The following is a 21,044-nucleotide window of genomic DNA, read 5'->3' as shown; positions in this document are numbered from 1 at the left end:
ATGGGACTTCTCCACGACAAGGTCGTCCTGGTCAACGGCGGCAGTCAGGGCGTCGGCGCGGCCATCGCGCGGGCCGCGGTCCGTGAGGGGGCGGTCGTGGCCGTCACCGGGCGGCGGCCGGAACCCGGTGAGGCGCTGGTGGCCGAGCTGGCCGCCGCCGGGGGCAAGGCGATGTTCGTCCGGGCCGACCTCGCGGACGCCGAGCAGGCGAAGGCGTCCGTCGCCGAGGTCGTCGACGCGTTCGGCCGGATCGACTGCCTGGTCAACTCGGCGGGGCTGACGTCCCGGGGGACGCTGCTGGACACCACGCCCGAGCTGTTCGACCAGCACATCGCGATCAACCTCAAGGCGCCGTTCTTCGCGATGCAGGCCGCGGTCGCGGACATGGTGGCGCGCAAGGCGCCCGGCACGGTCGTCAACATCATCACGTCGTCGGCGCACGGGGGCCAGCCGTTCCTGGCGCCGTACGTCGCCGCCAAGGCGGGGCTGATCGGGCTGACCCGGAACGCGGCGCACGCGCACCGGTGGGACCGGGTGCGGATCAACGGGCTGAACATCGGCTGGACGGCGACCGAGGGTGAGGACGCCACGCAGAAGGCGTTCCACGGGGCCGGGGACGACTGGCGCGAGGAAGCCGCCGCGAAACTGCCGATGGGCAAGCTGGGCCAGCCGGACGAGATCGCCGACTTCGTGGTCTTCCTGCTGTCGGACCGGTCCGGGGTGGTCACCGGGTCGGTGATCGACTGGGACCAGAACGTGCTCGGCGGACTCGACTGAGACCTCCCGCAAGAAACCCTCCCCTCTCTCTAGGAGCAACACCCCCATGCGTATCGGAATCCTCGGCCTCGGCCGCATCGGCGCCTTCCACGCCGAGACCCTGTCCGGGCTCGACGCCGTCGAGTCGCTCGTCGTCACCGACCCGTTCGCGGACGCCGCCAAGGCCGCCGCCGAGCGGTTCGGGGCCGATGTCGTGGACTCGCCGGAGGCGCTGCTGGCCGCCGGTGTCGACGGGATCGTCGTCGCGGCCGCCACGGACGCCCACCCCGCGCTGATCCTCGCCGGTGTCGAGGCCGGAGTGCCGGTCTTCTGCGAGAAGCCCGTCGCCAAGACCATGGCCGAGGGCGTCGAGGTACTGAAGGCCGTCCAGGGCAAGGGTGTGCCGATCCAGATCGGCTACAACCGCCGCTTCGACACCGGCTTCGTCAACGCCCGCGCCGCCGTGCGGAGCGGCGAGCTCGGCGCGCTGCACACGGTCCGCTCCACCACGCTGGACCCGGCGCCGCCGCCGGCCGCGTACATCGCAGCCTCCGGCGGCATCTTCCGCGACTGCTCCGTGCACGACTTCGACATCATCCGCTGGGTGACCGGGCGCGAGGTGACCGAGGTGTACGCCGTGGGCGGCAACCGGGGCGCCGAGTACATCAAGGAGGCGGGCGACGCCGACACCACCGGCGCGATCCTCACCCTGGACGACGGCACGATCGCGGTGGTCTCCAACTCCCGTCACAACGCCCGCGGTTACGACGTCCGCATGGAGATCCACGGCTTCCAGGACTCCATCGCCGTCGGCCTGGAGGACAAGCTGCCGCTGCGCTCGGTCGAGCCGGGCGTGACCTTCCCGGCGGGCACCCCGCACGACTTCTTCATGGACCGCTTCACGGCGGCCTACCGCGCCGAACTGACCGCGTTCACCGAGGTCGTGGCCGGCACCCGCCCCTCCCCCTGCACGATCGAGGACGCCCTGGAGGCGGGCTGGATCGCCGACGCGTGCACCCTGTCGCTGCACGAGCACCGTCCGGTGACCATCGAGGAGGTACGGCAGGCATGAACGAGCCGGGCCTGCCCTGAAGGGCAGGCCCGCAGAGGGCTTCAACTACCGGCGGCGCCCTGATGGACACATGGCCCGCGTAGCCGGCGGCACTCGCCGCCGGCACCTCAGAATCAACTCCGAATACGCACTTTGAATCCTGAATGTGAAGGAAATACCGGACACTCCAGAAATTTGATCAAACCCTCCGGGGTTAATGAGAAGAATTGGCGAACCTACCCTCGAAAAGGCACCCGCAATCTTCACGAGAACCAGCCGCCCAGCAGATCATTTCATGTAGCCTCCAATTGACCGCACGCCACAGGAAGTGGCGTCAGGGGGAACAAGGAGGCAGCAACGTGAAGGTCAGGAGACTGATCGGCGCCGGGGTCGCAGCAGTCGCGATGACGGCCATGGCAACCGCACCGGCAAGTGCCGATGAGGCGGTCACCGGCGGCAACGTGGAAATGGTGATTTTCGGCAGCGGTACGCACGTCAGCTCGGTCACTATCCACGGGATCCCGGAACCCCAAGGCCCTGCCCAGTATCAGTTCACCTATTTCGCCACCACCTCGCCGACCAAGACGTACACCATGATTTGCGGTGGCAGCAGCACGGGGGGCAGCTGCAGTCACAAATTCACGATCAATGCCACATACGCCAAGGGAGTCGGAATCCGAAGCTGCGGGTCGATCAAGCGTGTCGACAACCAGCAGAACCTCGGAACTGCCTGCAAGAACTGGTGATGGAGTAAAGCCCCGCCTGGCGCGGCGCACTCCACGATGATTGCGGACTTTCCGCCCCGACCGGGAGTCGGGGCGGAAAGTCGTAAGAGGCGTGAGACGGGGCTTGACCAAGCGGGACTCACCGGTACAGGGCGGGCTTCTCCACCAACGCCACCTCTACGCGGCCCCCGTCCTGAAGTGCCCGCACGCCCGCTTCGCACACCGCCGCCGCGGCGTAGCCGTCCCAGACGCTCGGGCCGGTGACCTCGCCGCGGCGCGTGGCGTCGACCCAGGCCTGGAGCTCCCGGTCGTAGGCCGCCTCGAAGCGTTCCGTCCAGTCCTGGGCGATGGTGCCGCCCCAGCGGCCGGCCATGTTGGTGACCAGGGCGTGGCCGTCGCCGATGCGGGCGGTGCCGCGTTCGCAGACGATCTCGGCCTGGACCTGGTAGCCGAAGCCGCAGTTGACGAAGATCTCCACGTCGGAGAGGGCGCCGCCGTCCGTCTCGAAGACGACGAACTGCGGGTCGCGCAGCCCGTCGGGGGCGTTGGCGGACGGCGTCGGGCGCAGCACCGTGACGGCCGTGATCTCGTGGCCCAGCAGCCAGCGGGTCGCGTCGGCCTCGTGGGCGACGGAGTCGCTGATGAGCATGGAGCTGGTGAAGAAGGGCGGGCTGGCCACGTTGCGGTGCCGGTTGTGCAGCATCAGCGGACGGCCCAGCTGGCCGGTCGCCAGCAGGGCCTTCAGCTTCTCGTACTCGGGGTCGTAGCGGCGCATGAAGCCGACCTGGACCCGGCGGTGGCCGAGGCGCAGTTCGGCTTCGAGGACGCGCAGGGCGGAGGCCGCGTCGGGGGTGAGCGGCTTCTCGCACAGGACGGGCAGATCGCGCTCGAACGCCGCGAGCAGGGTGGCCTCGTGGGCCGGGCCCGGGGAGGCGATCAGGACGGCGTCGACGCCGTCCGCCGCCAGCGCGGCGGCCGGGTCGGTGTGGGCGGTGCAGCCGTCGACGCGGGCGGCGACGGCCTTCGCGCGCTCCGCGTCGACGTCGGCGACGGCCACGACCCGCGCTCCGCTGACGACTTCGTGGAGGCGGCGCACGTGGTCGGCGCCCATCCTGCCCGTACCGACGACTGCGACTCCCAGAGTGGCGCGCTCGCTCATGGCCGTCCTTTCGGGTCGTCAGGCGCCGCAGGACCTCAGGAACTTGCGGGTGCGCACCGCGATCGGCAGCGGCTTGTCCGGCTCGCAGGGGTACATGTCCTGCTCGACGATGGCGAAGAGGTCCACGCCGAGCTTCTGCGCGGCCGCGAGGACGGGACCCAACTCGGGGACACCGGCGGGCGGTTCGCACATCACGCCGCGTGCGACGGCCGGGCCGAAGGGGATCTCGTTCTTGACGACGTCGGCGAGGATCTCCGGGTCGACCTGCTTCAGGTGCAGGTAGCCGATGCGCTCGCCGTAAGTCTCGATGAGCTTGACGCTGTCGCCGCCGCAGTAGGCGTAGTGCCCGGTGTCCAGGCAGAGGTTGACGTGGTCGGAGTCGGTCGAGTCGAGGAACTGCTCGACGTGCTCCTCGGTGTCGATGTGGGTGTCGGCGTGCGGGTGGACGACGATGTCCAGGCCGTACCGGTCCTTCACCTCGCGGCCGAGGCGCTCCATGCCGGTGGTGAGGTTGCGCCACTGCTCGGTGGTGAGCTCCGGCGGCTCCAGGATCTCGGCGGTCTTGTCGTCGCGCCAGAAGGACGGGATGACGACGAGGTGCTTGGCGTCCATGGCCTGGGTGAGGGCGGCGACCCTGCTGACCTGCTCCCAGGTGGAGTCCCACTCGGAGGGGCCGCGGTGCAGTCCGCAGAAGATCGTGCCGGCGGAGACCTTGAGGTTCCGCTTGGCCACCTCGTCGGTGAGCTTGGCCGGGTCCGTGGGCAGGTAGCCGTAGGGGCCGAGTTCGATCCAGGAGTAGCCGGCCTCGGCGACCTCGTCGAGGAAGCGTTCCCAGGGCACCTGCTGGGGGTCGTCGGGGAACCAGACGCCCCAGGAGTCGGGGGCGGAGCCGACCCGGATGCGGTCGAGCGCGAGGGCCATGTCAGGACTTTCCTTCCGAGGACGTGGCTACGGGAGCGGTGAGGTCCCCCTCCTCGGGGAGCTCTTCGACGTCGACGCCGCGGACCTGCGCCAACTCGTGCTTGAGCGAGGCGAGTTCGGCGCCGCCGGCCATGTGGTTGGTCAGCTCTTCGAGGGAGACGTCGCTGCGGGCCGCGGAGAGTTCCATGGTGCCGAGGCGCAGGACGCTGAAGTGGTCGCCGACCATGTAGGCGTGGTGGGGGTTGTGGGTGATGAAGATGACGCCGAGGCCCTTCTCGCGGGCGGCGGCGATGTACTTCAGGACCACGCCGGACTGCTTGACGCCGAGGGCGGCGGTCGGCTCGTCCAGGATGAGGACGCGGGCGCCGAAGTAGACGGCGCGGGCGATGGCGACGCACTGGCGCTGGCCGCCGGAGAGCGTGCCGATGGGCTGCTCCAGGTCGTCCAGGACGATGCCCATGTTGCGCAGCTCTTCGTCCGCGGTCTTCTTCATCTGCTCGATGTCGAGACGGCGCACGGGCCAGGGGCCCTTGGTCATCTCCGAGCCGAGGAAGAAGTTCCGCCACACCGGCATCAGAGGGACGACCGCGAGGTCCTGGTAGACGGTGGCGATGCCCTTGTCGAGGGCCTCGCGGGGGGTGGAGAACCGCACCGGTTCGCCGTCGACGAGGAACTCGCCCTCGGTGTGCTGGTGCAGCCCCGAGATGATCTTGATGAGGGTGGACTTGCCGGCGCCGTTGTCGCCGAGGACGCAGGTCACCTTGCCGGGGTGGACGGTGAGGTCGACGCCGTGCAGGGCGCGGATGTTGCCGTAGGACTTGCCGGCGGCCTTCAGCTCGATCACGGGCCGCTCGTCCGCGGGCCGGGTGTCCTTCAGAACGGCCCCGTGGGTGCCGGTGGAGTTGCTTGTCATTCCGATCACCTCCGGGTCGCTTGCTTGCGGACCCACAGATTGACGAGGGTGGCGCCCACGAGCATCACGCCGAGGAAGGTCTTGAACCAGTCGGGGTTCCAGGTGGCGTAGACGATGCCCAACTGGACCAGGCCGAACATGAACGCGCCGAAGACCGGGCCGATGATCGTGCCGTAACCGCCGGTCAGCAGACAGCCGCCGACCACCGCCGCGGCGATGTAGATCAGCTCGTTGCCCACGCCCTCACCGGACTGCACGGTGTTGTACTGGAACAGGTTGTGCATGCCGACGAACCAGGCGCCGAAACCGACCAGCACGAACAGCGAGATCTTGGTGAAGTTCACCGGGACGCCGACGGCGCGGGCGCTGTCCTTGTTGCCGCCGACCGCGAAGATCCAGTTGCCGTACTTGGTGCGCAGCAGGACCCACGTGGCCAGCGCCGCGAAAGCCAGCCACCACAAGACAGTGATCTTGACGTTGACTCCGCCGACGTCGAAGGACGAGGCGAACACGGCCCTGGCCTGGTCGAAGCCGTCCATGTCGCTGATGTCGTCCGTGGCGACGTTGCCGGTGACCAGCTTGGTCACCGCCAGGTTCACGCCCTGCAGACCCATGAACGTGCCCAGGGTGACCAGGAAGCTCGGCAGCCCGGTCTTCACCAGCAGCCAGCCGTTGAAGAAGCCGATCGCAAGCGACACCACCAGGGCCGCGATCACGCCGACCCAGACGTTCAGGGTCAGCTCGAAGGCGGTCATGCTCGCCGTCAGCGCCGAGGCGACCGGCGCGACGCCGGAGGACAGGTCGAACTCGCCGCCGATCATCAGCAGCGCCACGGGCAGGACCATGATCCCGATGGTCGACGACTGGTAGAGGACCGTCGACATCGAACTGCCCTGGCGCAATGTCGGCGCCATGATCAGGAAGAAGACCAGGATGGCCAGGGCGCCGAGGAAGACGCCCACCTCGGGTCGAGCGAGCAGTCTCAGCACCAGGGAGCGCTGCCGGGTCCGCCCGTCCTTCTCCTTGCCCGGGCCGGAGACCGGCGGTGAAGTCACCGCCGGCTCAGCCTGCTGGGTCATGCTCATCACCGGGTACCCTTCGCGGCGAACTCGGCGATCTTGTCGACGTTGGACTTGTCGACGAAGGCCGGGCCGGTCAGCACGGGCTGCTCGCCGCCGCCGCTGTAGTTGCCGTTGTTCTTGTAGAGCCACAGACCGTCGACGGCCAGGTAACCCTGCAGGTAGGGCTGCTGGTCCACCGCGAACTGGATGTCGCCGCTCTTGACGGCGCCGATGAGTTCCTTGTTGAGGTCGAAGGTCGCGACCTTCGCCTTGCTGCCGGCATCACTCACCGACTGCACCGCGGTCAGCGCGAACGGGGCCCCGAGCGTGACGACGTAGTCGATGGAGGAGTCCTGCTTCAGCTTGGCGGTGAGCGTCGACTTCACCGACGGCTTGTCCGCGCCGTTGACGTTCTGGACGTCGAGCTTGCCGTCGAAGGTCTTCTCCACGCCGTCGCAGCGCTGGGTGAGACCCACGTTGCCCTGCTCCTGGATGACACAGAGGGCGTGCTTCGCACCGACCTCGTTGAGCTTCTTGCCGAAGGCCTCGCCCGCGACGGACTCGTCCTGGCCGAAGAACTCCAGCAGGTTGAGCTTCTTCCAGTCGCTCAGGCCGGAGTTGAGGCCGACGACGGGTATGCCGGCCTGCTCGGCCTTGCCGATGACGCCCTTGAGCGCGTCCGGCTTGGCGAGGGTGACCGCGATGCCGTCGACCTTCTGGTCGATCGCGGTCTGGACCAGGTTGGCCTGGTTGCCCGCGTTCGGGTCGGCGGAGTAGACGAGCTTGATGTTGTCCTTGGCGGCCGCGGCCTCGGCACCCTTGCGGACGGTGTCCCAGAAGGTGTCGCCGGGAGCCTGGTGGGTGACGAGGGCGACGGTCATGCGCGGCGTGGTCGCCTTGCCGGCGGAGGCGTTCGCGGCGCCTTCCTCGGCCTTCTTGCCCCCGGAACTGCTGGAGCAGCCGGCGAGGGTCAGGGCCGCTGCTGCGGCCACGGCGACGACGGGCGCGAACCGGCGGGAGCGGGGGTGAGAAGAGCGGTCCATCTTTCCTGGCACCTCACTGTGCTACTGCGGGGGAAAGGGGAGGGGATCACGAGGATCCGTGGTCCCGGAGCCTTACGGAGTCCGGATCATGATGCCGCAAACCGACTGTTGCGATGGCACGGGATCCAAGTCCCTGCCGCGCCCGCTGTCAATACTTTGTTAAGACATCATTTCACAAGCAGGTCCGAATGTAAGTACAAACTATTGACAGGGCTGCCCTCCGAGACCTACACCTGGGGGGCGGCAGGTCCCGTGGATCCACGCCCCCACCGTGTCAGGGCGCCCCGGGACCCGCATCCCCAGCTTCCCGAGGAGGTCGCGCATGGCCGAGCCAGCCCAGTATTTCGATGTGATCACGATGGGCCGCATCGGGGTCGACCTCTATCCCCTGCAGACCGGCGTGCCCCTGGCCCAGGTGGAGACGTTCGGGAAATTCCTGGGAGGTTCTGCGGCCAATGTGGCGGTCGCCGCAGCCCGCCTCGGCCGCCGCACGGCCGTGATCACGCGCACCGGCGACGACCCCTTCGGCACGTATCTGCACCAGGAGCTGCGGAACTTCGGGGTCGACGACCGCTGGGTGACCCCGGTCGCCGCGTACCCGACGCCGATCACCTTCTGCGAGATCTTCCCGCCGGACGACTTCCCGCTGTACTTCTACCGCCGCCCCAAGGCCCCGGACCTGGAGATCCACACCGACGAGCTGGACTTCTTCGGCATCCGCGGGGCCCGGATCTTCTGGATCACCGGCACCGGCCTGAGCGAGGAGCCCAGCCGCTCCGCCACGCTCGCCGCCCTCAAGGCCCGCGACAAGTCCGGGATCACCGTCTTCGACCTCGACTGGCGCCCGATGTTCTGGGGCGACCCCGAGGAGGCCCGCCCGTACTACCGCGAGGCCCTGCGGCACGCCACGGTCGCGGTCGGCAACCTCGACGAGTGCGAGATCGCCACCGGCGTGCGCGAGCCGCAGGCCTGCGCGGACGCCCTGCTGGAGGCGGGCGTGGAGCTGGCCGTCGTCAAGCAGGGCCCCAAGGGCGTGCTGGCCGTGCACCGCGACGGCACCCGGGCCGAGGTGCCGCCGGTGCCGGTCGAGGTCGTCAACGGCCTCGGGGCGGGCGACGCCTTCGGCGGCTCCCTCTGCCACGGCCTGCTCGCCGGCTGGGACCTGGAGCGGACCATGCGGCACGCCAACGCCGCCGGCGCCCTCGTCGCCTCCCGCCTCGCCTGCTCCTCCGCGATGCCCACCGAGTCCGAGGTCGAGGACCTCCTCGCCGGAGTGCCGTCGCCGAGCCCGAGCCACTGAAACGGAGCCTTCCTTGAACATCGGCATCCCCGACCTCACCACGGTCAGAGCCCGGCACCCCGAGGCCGTCGCCGAGGCGGCGGCCCGCCGGGCGCGCCGCCCGCTGATCGGCGACAGCGGCCGGCTGATGATCGTGGCCGCCGACCACCCGGCACGGGGCGCCCTGGGGGTCGGCGACCGGCGCCTGGCCATGGCCCACCGCGCGGACCTGCTGCAGCGCCTGTGCACCGCGCTGTCCCGGCCGGGCGTCGACGGGGTGCTCGCCACCGCCGACATCCTGGAGGACCTGCTCCTGCTCGGCGTGCTGGAGAACAAGGTCGTCATGGGCTCGATGAACCGCGGCGGCCTCGCCGGGGCCGCCTTCGAGATGGACGACCGCTTCACCGGCCACCGCGCCGAGGACATCGCCCGGCTCCGCTTCGACGCGGGCAAGCTCCTGGTCCGCATCGACTACGACGACCCGGGCTCGCTGACCACGCTGGAGTCCACCGCGCGGGCGATCGACGCCATGGCCGCCCTCCGGCTCCCCCTGTTCGTCGAGCCGTTCCTCTCCCGGCGGGTCGACGGCAGGGTCCGCAACGACCTGTCCGCCGAGGCCGTCACCAAGTCGATCGCGATCGCCTCGGGCCTGGGCGGCACCTCCGCCTACACCTGGCTGAAGCTGCCCGTCACCGACGACCCGGACGACATGGCCGAGGTCCTGGAGACCTCCACGCTGCCCGTCGTGCTGCTCGGCGGCGAGGTCGGCGACGACCAGGAGGGCGCCTACGAACGCTGGCGCAAGGCCCTGCGCCTGCCCACCGTCCAGGGCATGGTCGTCGGGCGGTCGCTGCTCTACCCGGCCGAGGGCAGCGTGGAAGAAGCGGTGGACACGGCCGTCGGCCTGTTGTGATTGCGGAGGATGACATGACGTACCACCTTCCCGCCGGCAAGGCGCTCGGCGGCCCCTACGTCGTCGACGTCACGCCCGAGAAGGCCGGCTGGGGCCATTCGAGCCTGCGGGTGCTGGAGCTGCCGCCGGGCGGCTCCCACACCTTCGACACCGGTGACAGCGAATGGATCGTCGTCCCGCTGAGCGGTGCCTGCACGGTCGCGTCCGCCGACGACTTCGGCCAGGACAGCTTCGACCTGCACGGCCGCCCCGACGTGTTCAGCGCGGTGAGCGACTTCGCCTACGTGCCGCGCGACGCCCGGACGACCGTGACCTCCGCCGCCGGCGGCCGGTTCGCGCTGACCGGCGCGCGCTGCACCCGCCGCCTGCCCGCCCGCTACGGCCCGGCCTCCGAGGTCCCCGTCGAGCTGCGCGGCACCGGGAACTGCTCGCGGCAGGTCAACAACTTCGGCGCGGCCGGGGTCTTCGAGTGCGACAAGCTCATCGCGGTCGAGGTGATCACCCCGGGCGGCAACTGGTCGTCGTTCCCGCCGCACAAGCACGACGAGCACCGGCCGGGCGAGGAGTCCGTGCTGGAGGAGATCTACTACTTCGAGTTCGCCGGCCACGACGGCGTCCCCGGCCTCGGCTACCAGCGCGTGACCCCCTCCGGCCCGGGCCGCGACACCGACGTGCTCGCGGAGGTCCGCGACGGCGACGTCGTCCTCATCCCGGACGGCTGGCACGGCCCGTCGATGGCCACGCCCGGCCACCACATGTACTACCTCAACGTCATGGCGGGCCCGGAGGCCGAGCGCGCCTGGCTGATCTGCGACCACCCCGACCACGCCTGGGTCCGCGACACCTGGCCGGACCAGCCGGTCGACCCCCGCCTCCCCCTCTACACCGCCCCGGAGACCTCCGTATGAGCGCCCGCACCCGCCGACTGACGACCGCCCAGGCCCTGGTGCGGTTCCTGTCCGCCCAGTACACCGAGCGGGACGGCGTACGCCGCCGGCTGATCGCGGGGACCTGGGGCATCTTCGGCCACGGCAACGTCGCCGGGGTCGGCCAGGCGCTGGTCGAGTACGCCGATGTGATGCCGTTCCACCAGGGCCGCAACGAGCAGTCCATGGTGCACGCGGCGGTCGGCTACGCCCGCCAGCTCAACCGCCTGTCCGCGCAGGCCGTGACGACCTCCATCGGCCCGGGCGCCACCAACCTGGTCACCGGCGCCGCGCTCGCGACGATCAACCGCCTCCCGGTGCTGCTCCTGCCCGGCGACTACTTCGCCACGCACTCCGCCGACCCGCTGCTCCAGCAGCTGGAGCACCCGGTCGAGGCCGACGTGTCCGTCAACGACACCCTGCGCCCGGTCTCGCGCTACTTCGACCGCATCACCCGCCCCGAGGCGCTGATCCCCTCGGCACTCCAGGCGATGCGCGTGCTGGCCGACCCGGCCGAGACCGGCGCCGTCACGCTCGCCCTCCCCCAGGACGTGCAGGCGGAGGCGTACGACTGGCCGGAGGAGTTCTTCGGCGAGCGCGTCTGGTCCGTACGGCGTCCCGCGCCCGACCCGGTGGAGCTGGCGGCGGCCGTCGAGGCCGTCCGGTCGGCGCGGCGACCGCTGATCGTGGCGGGCGGCGGCGTCCACCACAGCGAGGCCGAGGCGGCCCTGAAGGCGTTCGTGGAGGCCACGGGCATCCCGGTCGCCTCCACCCAGGCCGGCAAGGGCTCGCTGCGCCACGACCACCCCGCCGACCTCGGCGGCATCGGCCACACCGGCACGGCCGTCAGCGACGACCTCGCCCGCACGGCCGACCTCGTGATCGGCGTCGGCACCCGCCACACCGACTTCACCACGGCCTCCGGCACGCTCTTCCAGCACCCGGACGTGCGGTTCCTCAACCTCAACATCACCGGCTTCGACGCGCACAAGCTGGCGGCACGGACGCTGGTCTGCGACGCGCGGGCCGGTCTGGAACTGCTCCGCGAGGCGCTCGCCGGCCACCGGGTGGAGGCTTCCTACGAAGCCGAGTACCGCGCCGGCAAGGCCCGCTGGGACGAGGTCGTCGAGGCCGCCTACCGCGCCGGCGACGAGAACGCCGTCCCGACCCAGACGCAGGTGCTCGGCGCGCTGGACGCGGCCGTCGGCGACGACGACGTGGTGATCAACGCGGCCGGTTCGCTCCCCGGCGACCTGCACAAGCTGTGGCGCTCGCGCAGCCCGCGCCAGTACCACCTGGAGTACGGCTACTCCTGCATGGGCTACGAGATCCCGGCGGGCATCGGCGTCCAGCAGGCAGCGCCGGGCACGCCGGTGTGGGCGCTGGTCGGCGACGGCACCTACCTGATGATGCCGACGGAGATCGTCACGGCCGTCCAGGAGGGCCTGCCGCTCAACATCGTCCTCATCCAGAACCACGGCTACGCCTCCATCGGCGGCCTGTCGGAGGAGACCGGCGGCGAGCGCTTCGGCACCGCCTACCGCTTCCGGGCCGCCGACGGCACCTTCACCGGCGCCCCGCTCCCCGTCGACCTGGCCGCGAACGCCGCGAGCCTCGGCATGGACGTGCTGCGCGCCAAGACCGTGCGCGAGCTGCGCGAGGCCCTCGCCGCCGCCCGCGCCTCCGACCGGCCGACGTGCGTGTACGTCGAGACCGACCCGGCGCCGACCGCTCCCCCGGCCGAGGCCTGGTGGGACGTGCCGGTCGCCGAGACGGCCTCCCGTGAGGCCGCCGTCGAGGCCCGCGAGCGCTACGACCGCCAGGTGGCCGCCCGCCGCCGTCACCTCTGATCCCCTTCTGACCCCCTCCGTTGATCCCTGGCTCCCCGAAAGGCCCCTGCGCACCATGAAGACCATCACCCACTGGATCGACGGCAAGCCCGTCGAGGGCACCTCCGGCCGGTTCGGCCCCGTCTACAACCCGGCGACCGGCGCCCAGGAGAAGCAGGTCGCCTTCGCGACCGCCGAGGAGGTGGACGCCGCGGTCGCCTCCGCCAAGGCCGCCTTCGAGAGCTGGGGCCAGTCCTCGCTGGCCAAGCGCACGGCGATCCTGTTCAAGTACCGCGAGCTGCTGGACGCCCACCGCGACGAGATCGCCGCGCTGATCACCGCCGAGCACGGCAAGGTGCACTCCGACGCGCTGGGCGAGGTCGCGCGCGGCATGGAGATCGTGGAGCTGGCCTGCGGCATCTCGGTCCAGCTGAAGGGCGAGCTGTCCACCCAGGTGTCCTCCCGGGTCGACGTCGCCTCGATCCGCCAGCCGCTGGGCGTGGTCGCGGGCATCACCCCGTTCAACTTCCCGGCGATGGTGCCGATGTGGATGTTCCCGCTGGCCATCGCCTGCGGCAACACGTTCGTGCTGAAGCCGTCGGAGAAGGACCCGTCGGCCTCCTTCCGCCTGGCCGAACTGGCCGCCGAGGCGGGCCTGCCCGAGGGCGTCCTGAACATCGTGCAGGGCGACAAGACGGCCGTGGACCGCATCCTGGAGCACCCGGACATCGAGGCGGTCTCCTTCGTCGGCTCGACCCCGATCGCCAGGTACATCCAGCTCAAGGCCGTCGAGCACGGCAAGCGCGTACAGGCCCTCGGCGGCGCCAAGAACCACATGCTGGTGCTGCCCGACGCCGACCTGGACCTCGCCGCCGACCAGGCGATCAACGCGGCGTACGGCTCGGCGGGCGAGCGCTGCATGGCCGTGTCGGTGGTGGTCGCGGTCGGCGACACCGGTGACGAGCTGGTCGGCAAGATCGCCGAGCGCGCGAAGAACCTGAAGATCGGCCCCGGCACCGACCCGGCGTCCGAGATGGGGCCGCTGATCACCCGCGAGCACCGCGACAAGGTGGCCTCGTACGTGGCGTCGGCCGCCGAGCAGGGCGCCGAGGTCGTGGTGGACGGCACGGGCTTCTCGGTGGAGGGCCACGAGGACGGGTTCTTCCTCGGCGTCTCCCTGCTGGACCGGGTGCCGCTGACGGCGGACGCCTACCGCGACGAGATCTTCGGCCCGGTGCTGTGCGTGGTCCGCGCGGAGACCTACGACGACGCCATCAAGCTGATCAACGACTCCCGCTGGGGCAACGGCACCGCGATCTTCACCCGGGACGGCGGCGCGGCCCGCCGCTTCCAGCTGGAGGTCAAGGCCGGCATGGTCGGCGTCAACGTGCCCATCCCGGTCCCCGTCGGCTACCACTCCTTCGGCGGCTGGAAGGACTCCCTCTTCGGCGACCTGCACATCTACGGCAACGACGGCATCGCCTTCTACACCCAGGGCAAGGTCATCACCACGCGCTGGCCGGACCCGTCCGACGGCGGCATCAACCTCGGTTTCCCGAGCAACTCCTGACGTCCGGAAAGGGGGGTTCGATCCATGGCGAAGACCGGTGACCGTGCCCGCACGGCGGCCGCCCCGGCGCTGGCCGCACTGGACTTCGCCCTGGACCGGTCCACTCCCGTGCCGCTGTACCACCAGCTCGCGCAGCAGCTGGAGGCGGCGATCGAGCACGGGGTCCTCGCCCCGGGCGACCTCCTGGGCAACGAGGTCGACCTCTCGGTCCGTCTCGGCCTGTCCCGCCCCACCGTCCGCCAGGCCATCCAGTCCCTCGTCGACAAGGGGCTGCTGGTCCGGCGGCGCGGGGTGGGCACACAGGTGGTGCACAGCCAGGTCAAGCGCCCCCTGGAGCTGAGCAGCCTCTACGACGACCTGGAGGCGGCCGGGCAGGGCCCGACCACGCAGGTCGTGCGCCACGAGGCCGTCCCGGCGTCCTGCGAGGTGGCGGCGGCCCTGGGCGTACCCGAGGGCAGCGAGGTCACCGCCCTGGAACGGCTGCGCCGCACGCACGGCCGGCCGGTGGCCCTCCTCTGCAACTACCTCCCACCGACCCTGCTGGACCTCGACGACGCCCGCCTGGAATCGACGGGCCTGTACCGGATGATGCGCTCGGCGGGCATCACCCTGCACAGCGCCCGCCAGACCATCGGCGCCCGCGCGGCCACGGCTCAGGAGGCCGCCCGGCTGGACGAGGAGGAGGGCGCGGCCCTGCTCACGATGCGGCGCACGGCGTATGACGACACCGGGCGGGCGGTGGAGTACGGGACGCACATCTACCGGGCGTCGCGGTACACGTTCGACTTCCAGTTGCTGGTCAGGGCTTGACCGGAGTCCGAAGCCGGGTGCAAAGTCGTATATATACACCGTAAACATACGGTTTCGCCGCACCCGTCGCGGGAGTCTGGCATGGCCCGCAGGAACCAGTCGCCGACCGCTCGAGGAGCCGGATCCTCCTGGGCTCCCTCGACCGTCCTCGTCACGGGCGGGGCCGGTTTCATCGGCAGCCACACCTGCGTGGAACTGCTCGACCACGGCTACGAAGTGATCGTGGTCGACAACTACTCCAACAGCACCCCTCAGGTGTTCGCCCGGGTGGAACGCATCGCCGGCCGCTTCGTCGGCGCGGTGTACGAACTGGACATCCGTGATCGGCACGCCCTCTCGGCCGTCTTCGACCGACACTCCGTGGACGCCGTCGTGCACCTCGCGGCGCACAAGTCGGTGAGCAAGTCGGCCGCGATGCCCGTCGAGTACTACGATACGAACGTCGGCGGCACCACGGCACTGCTGCGCACCATGCACGACCACGGCGTGCACCGGATGGTGTACTCCTCCTCCTGCTCGGTCTACGGCGACGCGGACCCCGGCCCGATCGCCGAGACCGCCCCGGCCCGCCCCACCAACCCGTACGCGGCCTCCAAGTGGCTCTGCGAGCAGATCCTCGCCGACGTCTGCGACCGGCGCCCCGAGTACACGGTGCTGTGCCTGCGGTACTTCAACCCGGCCGGCGCCCATCCCAGCGGCCTGCTCGGCGAGGACCCGCGCGGCACGCCCGACAACCTCATGCCGTACGTCGCCCAGGTCGCCGTCGGCCGCCGGGAACGGCTGCACGTCTTCGGCGACGACTACCCCACGCCCGACGGAACGGCGATCCGTGACTACCTCCACGTCCTGGACACCGTGGAGGCGCACCGCCTCGCGCTCGATCATGTCGCCGACGCCCCGGGCATGCACGTGTACAACCTCGGCGTCGGCAAAGGCAGTTCGGTCCTGGAGGTCGTCGCCGCGTTCTCCGAGGCGTGCGGCCGGAGCATTCCGTACGAGGTCGCGCCCAGGCGGCCGGGGGACGTCGCCGAACTCGTCGCCGACGCGACCGCGGTGGCCCGCGCCTGGAGTTGGCGTCCCACGCGTGACCTGTCCGACATGTGCCGCGACGCCTGGCACTTCCAGGAGCTCAACCCGCACGGCTACGACGATTCCGCCCGACGGCCGAACAGCAAGCACTGATCAGCCCCCGTCCGGATCAGCGACGTGACCCGGGACGGACGCCGGGTGGTGCCGACAAGGCGAACGCCGTTTCGACCAGGGCGATGTGACTGCACGCCTGTGGAGCGTTGCCGAGTTGGCGGCCCGCCTCCGGGTCCCACTGCTCGGCGAGCAGCCCGACGTCGTTGCGGATGGCGAGGACGCGCTCGAACACCTCCTGGGCCTGCCCCGGGTGGCCGGTCGCGGCCAGGGCGTCGGCGTACCAGAGCGAGCACGCCACGAAGGCACCCTCCCGGCCGGGCATTCCGTCCCCGCCGGGGCCGTAGGACGCGAACCGCCGCACGAAGCCGCCCTGGCCGAGTCCGGACATCGCGCGGACGGTGCCCCGTACCCGCTCGTCGCGGGCCGGGAGGAAGCCGACCCGGGGAATCAGCAGGGCCGAGGCGTCCAGCGCCGAAGAGCCGTAAGCCTGCACGAAGGACCGCCGGTCCCCGTCCCAGCCGTGCCGGCAGACCTGCCGGTGCACCTCCGCGCGCATGGCCCGCCACTCGCCCGACGACCCGGTGCGGCCGAGCAGCCGCCCCATGCGAAGGGCGCGATCCGCGGCCACCCACGCCATCACCTTGGAGTGCACGAACTGCCGCCGCGGCCCCCGCACCTGCCACAGTCCCTGGTCGGGTTCCCGCCAGTGCCGCTGCAGGAAGCCCATCAGGGCCTCCACGAGTTCCCACACATGGGCGGGCATGGGGATACCGGCCCGCAGCGACAGGCAGAGCGTGTCCAGGACCTCGCCGTAGACGTCCAGCTGGAACTGGCCCACCGCCGAGTTCCCGAACCGCACCGGACGGGACCCCTCGTAACCGGCGAGCCACGGCGCCTCGGTCTCGGGCATCAGCCGCTGCCCGGCGACGCCGTACATGGTCTGCAGGTCGTCGGGGTCGCCCGCGATGGCCCGGACGAGCCAGTCCAGCCAGGCCGTGGCCTCCTCCCGGTAGCCGCTGCGCAGCAGGCAGGACAGGGTCAGCGTGGAGTCGCGCAGCCAGCAGTACCGGTGGTCCCAGTTGCGGGTACCACCGATGCAGCCCGGCAGCGAGGTGGTCGGCGCGGCCACGATGCCGCCGGTAGGCGCGTAGGTGAGGGCCTTCAGGGTGATCAGGGACCGCACCACGGCCTCCCGCCAGGGCCCTCGGTAGCGGCACTGGGCGCTCCAGCGCCGCCAGAAGCCGGCGGTCTCCTTCAGCGACGTCTCCGCCGGTACGGACAGCGGCGTCGGCGGCTCGGGCTGGTGCGAGGGCGACCAGGTCAGCGTCAGCGCCAGCCGCCGGCCGGCCTGGACGGTGACATCCCAGACCGTGGCGTCCACGCCACCGTTCACCCGCACCGGGCCGTCGGTGTCCAGCCAGACGGCGTCCGGCCCGGCGACCGCGACGGTGCGGTGTCCGTCGCCCCTCACCCACGGCACGACGCGGCCCTGGTGGAAACGCAGCCGCAGTTCGCTGCGCATGCGCACGGAACCCGACAGGCCCTCCACCACGCGGACGACGCAGGGCAGTTGTGTCCGGGGCGGCATGAAGTCGGTGACCCGGGCCGTCCCGGTCGGGGTCTCCCACACGGTGTCCAGGACCAGCGTGTCGGGCCGGTAGGCGCGGCGGGTGCAAGGACCACCGGCGACTGAGCCGACGGGCGCGATCCGCCAGAAGCCGTTGGCCTCGGTGCCCACCAGGGCCGCGAGGCAGGCCGGCGAGTCGAACCGGGGCAGACACAGCCAGTCGACGGAGCCGTCCCGGCCGACCATGGCGGCTGTCTCCAGGTCGCTGATGAGGGCGTAGTCCTCGATGGGTGGGCTCATGGCTGGTCCCTCAAGGCCTTCTTGGCTATCAGGGCAGGAGAGGCAACCTCTCCTGCCGGTCCGCCCGCCGTTGCAGCGGCTCCCACCAGGAGCGGTGCGTCCGGTACCAGGCGACGGTCTCCGTGAGCCCCGTGGCCAGGTCCTTGAGCGGTACGAACCCGAGTTCCGTGCGGATCTTCGTGGAGTCGACCGAGTAACGCCGGTCATGGCCCTTGCGGTCCTCGACGAACCGCACGTCCGCCCAGTCGGCGCCGCATGCGCGGAGCAGCAGCCCGGTCAGGTCCAGGTTGGACAGTTCGTCACCGGCGCCGATGTTGTAGACCTCGCCCGGCCGGCCGCGGGTGCGGACGAGTTCGATACCGCGCACGTGGTCGTCGACGTGGATCCAGTCGCGGATGTTGTGGCCGTCGCCGTACAGCGGCACCGGCCGGCCGTCCAGCAGCCGGGTGATGAACAGCGGGACGATCTTCTCGGGGTACTGGTGGGGGCCGTAGTTGTTGGAGCACCGGGTGACGCGGACTTCCAGACCGTGGGTGCGGTGGTAGGACAGCGCGATGAGGTCCGAGGCGGCCTTGGAGGCGGAGTAGGGCGAGTTGGGCCGCAGCGGGTCGGTCTCCGGCCAGGAGCCGTCGCGGATGGAGCCGTACACCTCGTCGGAGGAGATGTGGATGAAGATCTTCGGTGCGTGCCGCAGGGCCGCGTCCAACAGGGTCTGGGTGCCCAGGACGTTCGTCCGGACGAAGACGCCGGCTCCGAAGAGGGAGCGGTCGACGTGGGTCTCGGCGGCGAAGTGCACGATCTGGTCGTGGGCCGCCACCAGTTCGTCGACGAGGTTCGCGTCGCAGATGTCGCCCCGGACGAACGCGAAGCCGTCGGCGGCGCGGACGTCGGCCAGATTGGCGGGGTTGCCCGCGTAGGTGAGCTTGTCGAGCACGGTCACCGCGACGTCGGGCGGACCGTTCGGGCCGAGCAGCGCGCGGACGTAGGCCGAGCCGATGAAGCCGGCTCCGCCGGTCACCAGGATGCGGGTCGTGGTCATGACGGGATCTGCACCTTGCTGTGATCGCCGAGCACGAGCCGGTGTACGGCAGGGGTGCGCGGAGCGGGGGTCACCTCGACGTCGTGGCCGATGAGCGAGACCTCGACGCGGTGGGTGCCGCTGACGGTCGAGCGCCCCAGCACGATGGAGTACTCGATCTCGCTGTCCTCGATGCGGCAGTTCTCGGCGATCGAGGTGAACGGTCCCACGTAGGAGTCGGTGATGACGGTACCGGCGCCGATGACGGCCGGACCGACGACACGGCTGCCGAACACCTTGGCCCCGTCCTCGATCCGGACCCGGCCGATGATCTCGCTCGCCGCGTCGACGCTGCCGCCGGTCCACGGCTCGACGCTCTCCAGGACCGACCGGTTGACCTCCAGCATGTCGGTGACGTTGCCGGTGTCCTTCCAGTAGCCGGAGATCGTCGTGGCACGCACGTGCCGGCCGGCGTCGATCAGCCACTGGATCGCGTCGGTGATCTCCAGCTCGCCGCGCCGGGAGGGCCGTATGGCACGCACCGCCTCGTGCACGGCGGCGGTGAAGAGGTAGACGCCGACCAGGGCGAGGTCGCTGCGGGGCTGCCGGGGCTTCTCCTCCAGGCCCACCACCCGGCCCGCCGCGTCCAGTTCGGCGATGCCGAAGGACGCGGGTTCGGAGACGTGGGTCAGCAGGATGCGGGCGTCGGGGCGTTCGCGGCGGAAGTCGTCGACCACGCCGGAGATGCCGCCGACGATGAAGTTGTCACCGAGGTACATCACGAAGTCGTCGTCGCCGAGGAAGTCCCGGGCGATCAGCACGGCGTGGGCGAGACCGAGCGGCGCCTCCTGGTGGAGGTAGGTCACGTCCAGGCCGAAGCGGGAACCGTCGCCGACGGCCGCCCGGATCTCCGGTGCCGTGTCCCCGACGATGATGCCGGTCTCCCGGACCCCGGCGGCGGCGATGGCCTCCAGGCCGTAGAAGAGGACGGGTTTGTTGGCCACCGGGACCAGTTGCTTGGCCGAGGTGTGGGTGATGGGGCGGAGCCGTGTGCCGGCGCCGCCGCACAGGACGAGTGCTTTCATGAGGGCCACCCCACTGCGTAGGAATCGGGAGGCTGTACGGACGTGTCCGACCGCGCGGCGAACCAGGCGACGGTGCGGCGCAGCCCTTCTTCCAGCGGCACCTGCGGCTGCCAGCCGAGTGTTTCGAAGGCCCGCGTGATGACGGGGCGTCTGCGGACGGGGTCGTCGACGGGCAGCGGCAGGAAGCACAGTCCGCTGTCGGAGCCGGTGATCATCAACACGAGTTCCGCGAGTTCCCGCACGGTCCGCTCGCAGGGGTTGCCGAGGTTGACCGGGCCGGGCAGATCGGCGTCCACCATGGCCAGCAGACCCCGGACCATGTCGTCGACGTAGCAGAGGCTGCGGGTCTGGGCGCCGTCCCCGAAGACGGTCAGTTCCTCCCCGTCCAGGGCCTGCGTGATGAAGGTGGACACCACCCGTCCGTCGTCCGCGCGCATCCGCGGGCCGTACGTGTTGAAGATCCGCACGATCCCGGTGTCCGCGCCCTTGCTGCGCCGGTAGGCCATGGTGAGGGCCTCGGCGAAGCGCTTGGCCTCGTCGTAGACGCTGCGGGGCCCGACGGGATTGACGTGCCCCCAGTAGTCCTCGTGCTGCGGGTGTATCTCCGGATCTCCGTAGACCTCGCTGGTGGACGCCAGGACGAAGCGGGCCCGGTGCCGGACCGCCAGCTCCAGCAGGTTCTCGGTGCCCCGGCTGCCGGTGGCCAGCGTCTGCAGCGGGCGGCGGGCGTAGTCGAGCGGGGAGGCCGGACTTGCCAGGTGCACCACGGCGTCGACGTCGCCGTGGACCCTCAGCGGCTCGGTCACATCGCCCGGGATGCATTCGAACCCGGAGTTGCTCACCATAGGAGCGAGGTTGAGCACCCGGCCCGAGGAGAAGTTGTCCAGGCAGCAGACCCGGTCCCCGCGGCGCAGCAGCGCTTCGCACAGATGGGATCCCAGGAAGCCGCTCCCGCCGGACACCACGACGCGCATG

Annotated in this window: 19 protein-coding genes; 10 read left to right on the top strand and 9 right to left on the bottom strand. The window is 70.6% G+C overall.

What is annotated here, in order from left to right; all coding sequences use genetic code 11:
• The 3 genes from C1703_RS35265 to C1703_RS35255 all read left to right on the top strand — a co-directional run bounded on the left by C1703_RS35265 (position 1) and on the right by C1703_RS35255 (position 2,553).
• Complete coding sequence (locus tag C1703_RS35265) at positions 1-777, top strand: SDR family oxidoreductase (protein ID WP_114256652.1); 777 nt, start codon at positions 1-3, stop codon at positions 775-777.
• 46 nt (positions 778-823) lie between these two features.
• Positions 824-1,828, top strand: coding sequence for a Gfo/Idh/MocA family oxidoreductase (locus tag C1703_RS35260; protein ID WP_114256651.1), 1,005 nt, complete (start codon positions 824-826; stop codon positions 1,826-1,828).
• Between the two features lie 338 nt (positions 1,829-2,166).
• Positions 2,167-2,553, top strand: coding sequence for a hypothetical protein (locus tag C1703_RS35255; protein WP_114256650.1), 387 nt, complete (start codon positions 2,167-2,169; stop codon positions 2,551-2,553).
• A gap of 118 nt (positions 2,554-2,671) precedes the next feature.
• On the opposite strand, the gene C1703_RS35250 is transcribed toward C1703_RS35255, so the two are convergent.
• From C1703_RS35250 to C1703_RS35230, 5 genes are read right to left on the bottom strand one after another with little or no spacing between them, the layout of a single operon-like run.
• Positions 2,672-3,691, bottom strand: a complete 1,020-nt coding sequence (locus C1703_RS35250) for a Gfo/Idh/MocA family oxidoreductase (RefSeq protein ID WP_114256649.1) — start codon at positions 3,689-3,691, stop codon at positions 2,672-2,674.
• A gap of 18 nt (positions 3,692-3,709) precedes the next feature.
• Entirely contained in the window at positions 3,710-4,612 is a 903-nt protein-coding gene (locus tag C1703_RS35245) for a sugar phosphate isomerase/epimerase (RefSeq protein WP_114256648.1), read from the bottom strand.
• Position 4,613: 1 nt separating this feature from the next.
• Entirely contained in the window at positions 4,614-5,525 is a 912-nt protein-coding gene (locus C1703_RS35240; RefSeq protein ID WP_114256647.1) for an ATP-binding cassette domain-containing protein, read from the bottom strand.
• Positions 5,526-5,530: 5 nt separating this feature from the next.
• A complete protein-coding gene (locus tag C1703_RS35235; protein ID WP_114256646.1) occupies positions 5,531-6,610 on the bottom strand; it encodes an ABC transporter permease in 1,080 nt (359 codons plus the stop codon).
• Positions 6,610-7,629: a sugar ABC transporter substrate-binding protein gene (locus C1703_RS35230; RefSeq protein ID WP_114256645.1), complete on the bottom strand. Its 1,020-nt coding sequence runs from the start codon at positions 7,627-7,629 to the stop codon at positions 6,610-6,612. Before C1703_RS35230 ends, C1703_RS35235 begins: the two co-directional genes overlap by 1 nt.
• A 322-nt stretch (positions 7,630-7,951) precedes the next feature.
• On the opposite strand from C1703_RS35230, the gene iolC reads away from it, so the two are divergent.
• The 7 genes from iolC (at position 7,952) to galE (ending at position 16,138) form a co-directional block, all read left to right on the top strand.
• Positions 7,952-8,929 carry a 5-dehydro-2-deoxygluconokinase gene (gene iolC / locus C1703_RS35225; protein ID WP_114256644.1) on the top strand — a complete coding sequence of 326 codons (978 nt, stop codon included), beginning with the start codon at positions 7,952-7,954 and terminating at the stop codon, positions 8,927-8,929.
• Positions 8,930-8,942: 13 nt separating this feature from the next.
• Positions 8,943-9,821 carry a deoxyribose-phosphate aldolase gene (locus C1703_RS35220; protein ID WP_114256643.1) on the top strand — a complete coding sequence of 293 codons (879 nt, stop codon included), beginning with the start codon at positions 8,943-8,945 and terminating at the stop codon, positions 9,819-9,821.
• A gap of 14 nt (positions 9,822-9,835) precedes the next feature.
• On the top strand, positions 9,836-10,729 hold the full coding sequence (gene iolB, locus C1703_RS35215; protein ID WP_114256642.1) for a 5-deoxy-glucuronate isomerase: 894 nt from the start codon (positions 9,836-9,838) through the stop codon (positions 10,727-10,729).
• Positions 10,726-12,597, top strand: a complete 1,872-nt coding sequence (iolD, locus tag C1703_RS35210) for a 3D-(3,5/4)-trihydroxycyclohexane-1,2-dione acylhydrolase (decyclizing) (RefSeq protein ID WP_114256641.1) — start codon at positions 10,726-10,728, stop codon at positions 12,595-12,597. Before iolB ends, iolD begins: the two co-directional genes overlap by 4 nt.
• 55 nt (positions 12,598-12,652) lie before the next feature.
• Positions 12,653-14,146, top strand: a complete 1,494-nt coding sequence (locus C1703_RS35205) for a CoA-acylating methylmalonate-semialdehyde dehydrogenase (RefSeq protein WP_114256640.1) — start codon at positions 12,653-12,655, stop codon at positions 14,144-14,146.
• 24 nt (positions 14,147-14,170) lie between these two features.
• Positions 14,171-14,956: a GntR family transcriptional regulator gene (locus C1703_RS35200; RefSeq protein WP_114256639.1), complete on the top strand. Its 786-nt coding sequence runs from the start codon at positions 14,171-14,173 to the stop codon at positions 14,954-14,956.
• A gap of 81 nt (positions 14,957-15,037) precedes the next feature.
• The gene (galE, locus tag C1703_RS35195; RefSeq protein ID WP_114256638.1) at positions 15,038-16,138 is read left to right on the top strand and encodes a UDP-glucose 4-epimerase GalE; all 1,101 of its coding nucleotides are present in this window, start codon (positions 15,038-15,040) and stop codon (positions 16,136-16,138) included.
• Between the two features lie 16 nt (positions 16,139-16,154).
• On the opposite strand, the gene C1703_RS35190 is transcribed toward galE, so the two are convergent.
• From C1703_RS35190 to C1703_RS35175, 4 genes are read right to left on the bottom strand one after another with little or no spacing between them, the layout of a single operon-like run.
• Positions 16,155-17,966 carry a glycoside hydrolase family 15 protein gene (locus tag C1703_RS35190; RefSeq protein ID WP_114256637.1) on the bottom strand — a complete coding sequence of 604 codons (1,812 nt, stop codon included), beginning with the start codon at positions 17,964-17,966 and terminating at the stop codon, positions 16,155-16,157.
• Between the two features lie 28 nt (positions 17,967-17,994).
• Entirely contained in the window at positions 17,995-19,005 is a 1,011-nt protein-coding gene (gene rfbB, locus C1703_RS35185) for a dTDP-glucose 4,6-dehydratase (RefSeq protein WP_114256636.1), read from the bottom strand.
• The gene (locus C1703_RS35180) at positions 19,002-20,069 is read right to left on the bottom strand and encodes a glucose-1-phosphate thymidylyltransferase (protein ID WP_114256635.1); all 1,068 of its coding nucleotides are present in this window, start codon (positions 20,067-20,069) and stop codon (positions 19,002-19,004) included. The genes rfbB and C1703_RS35180 overlap by 4 nt, the downstream gene beginning before the upstream one ends.
• Positions 20,066-21,043 (bottom strand): UDP-glucuronic acid decarboxylase family protein, encoded by a 978-nt coding sequence (locus tag C1703_RS35175; protein WP_114256634.1) that lies wholly within the window; start codon positions 21,041-21,043, stop codon positions 20,066-20,068. The genes C1703_RS35180 and C1703_RS35175 overlap by 4 nt, the downstream gene beginning before the upstream one ends.
• Between the last annotated feature and the right edge of the window lies 1 nt (position 21,044).

It is taken from the genome of Streptomyces sp. Go-475, from assembly GCF_003330845.1.
In the GTDB taxonomy this organism is placed as follows: Bacteria; Actinomycetota; Actinomycetes; order Streptomycetales; family Streptomycetaceae; genus Streptomyces.
This window is presented reverse-complemented; position numbering and strand designations above follow the sequence as displayed.

What these genes read in the sequence shown, in the direction of transcription:
- C1703_RS35265 (WP_114256652.1), top strand. Translation starts at nt 1, where the DNA reads ATGGGACTTCTCCACGACAAGGTCGTCCTGGTCAACGGCGGCAGTCAG.
- C1703_RS35260 (WP_114256651.1), top strand. Translation starts at nt 824, where the DNA reads ATGCGTATCGGAATCCTCGGCCTCGGCCGCATCGGCGCCTTCCACGCC.
- C1703_RS35250 (WP_114256649.1), bottom strand. Translation starts at nt 3,691, where the DNA reads ATGAGCGAGCGCGCCACTCTGGGAGTCGCAGTCGTCGGTACGGGCAGG.
- C1703_RS35245 (WP_114256648.1), bottom strand. Translation starts at nt 4,612, where the DNA reads ATGGCCCTCGCGCTCGACCGCATCCGGGTCGGCTCCGCCCCCGACTCC.
- C1703_RS35240 (WP_114256647.1), bottom strand. Translation starts at nt 5,525, where the DNA reads ATGACAAGCAACTCCACCGGCACCCACGGGGCCGTTCTGAAGGACACC.
- C1703_RS35235 (WP_114256646.1), bottom strand. Translation starts at nt 6,610, where the DNA reads ATGAGCATGACCCAGCAGGCTGAGCCGGCGGTGACTTCACCGCCGGTC.
- C1703_RS35230 (WP_114256645.1), bottom strand. Translation starts at nt 7,629, where the DNA reads ATGGACCGCTCTTCTCACCCCCGCTCCCGCCGGTTCGCGCCCGTCGTC.
- iolC (WP_114256644.1), top strand. Translation starts at nt 7,952, where the DNA reads ATGGCCGAGCCAGCCCAGTATTTCGATGTGATCACGATGGGCCGCATC.
- iolB (WP_114256642.1), top strand. Translation starts at nt 9,836, where the DNA reads ATGACGTACCACCTTCCCGCCGGCAAGGCGCTCGGCGGCCCCTACGTC.
- iolD (WP_114256641.1), top strand. Translation starts at nt 10,726, where the DNA reads ATGAGCGCCCGCACCCGCCGACTGACGACCGCCCAGGCCCTGGTGCGG.
- C1703_RS35205 (WP_114256640.1), top strand. Translation starts at nt 12,653, where the DNA reads ATGAAGACCATCACCCACTGGATCGACGGCAAGCCCGTCGAGGGCACC.
- C1703_RS35200 (WP_114256639.1), top strand. Translation starts at nt 14,171, where the DNA reads ATGGCGAAGACCGGTGACCGTGCCCGCACGGCGGCCGCCCCGGCGCTG.
- galE (WP_114256638.1), top strand. Translation starts at nt 15,038, where the DNA reads ATGGCCCGCAGGAACCAGTCGCCGACCGCTCGAGGAGCCGGATCCTCC.
- C1703_RS35190 (WP_114256637.1), bottom strand. Translation starts at nt 17,966, where the DNA reads ATGAGCCCACCCATCGAGGACTACGCCCTCATCAGCGACCTGGAGACA.
- rfbB (WP_114256636.1), bottom strand. Translation starts at nt 19,005, where the DNA reads ATGACCACGACCCGCATCCTGGTGACCGGCGGAGCCGGCTTCATCGGC.
- C1703_RS35180 (WP_114256635.1), bottom strand. Translation starts at nt 20,069, where the DNA reads ATGAAAGCACTCGTCCTGTGCGGCGGCGCCGGCACACGGCTCCGCCCC.
- C1703_RS35175 (WP_114256634.1), bottom strand. Translation starts at nt 21,043, where the DNA reads ATGCGCGTCGTGGTGTCCGGCGGGAGCGGCTTCCTGGGATCCCATCTG.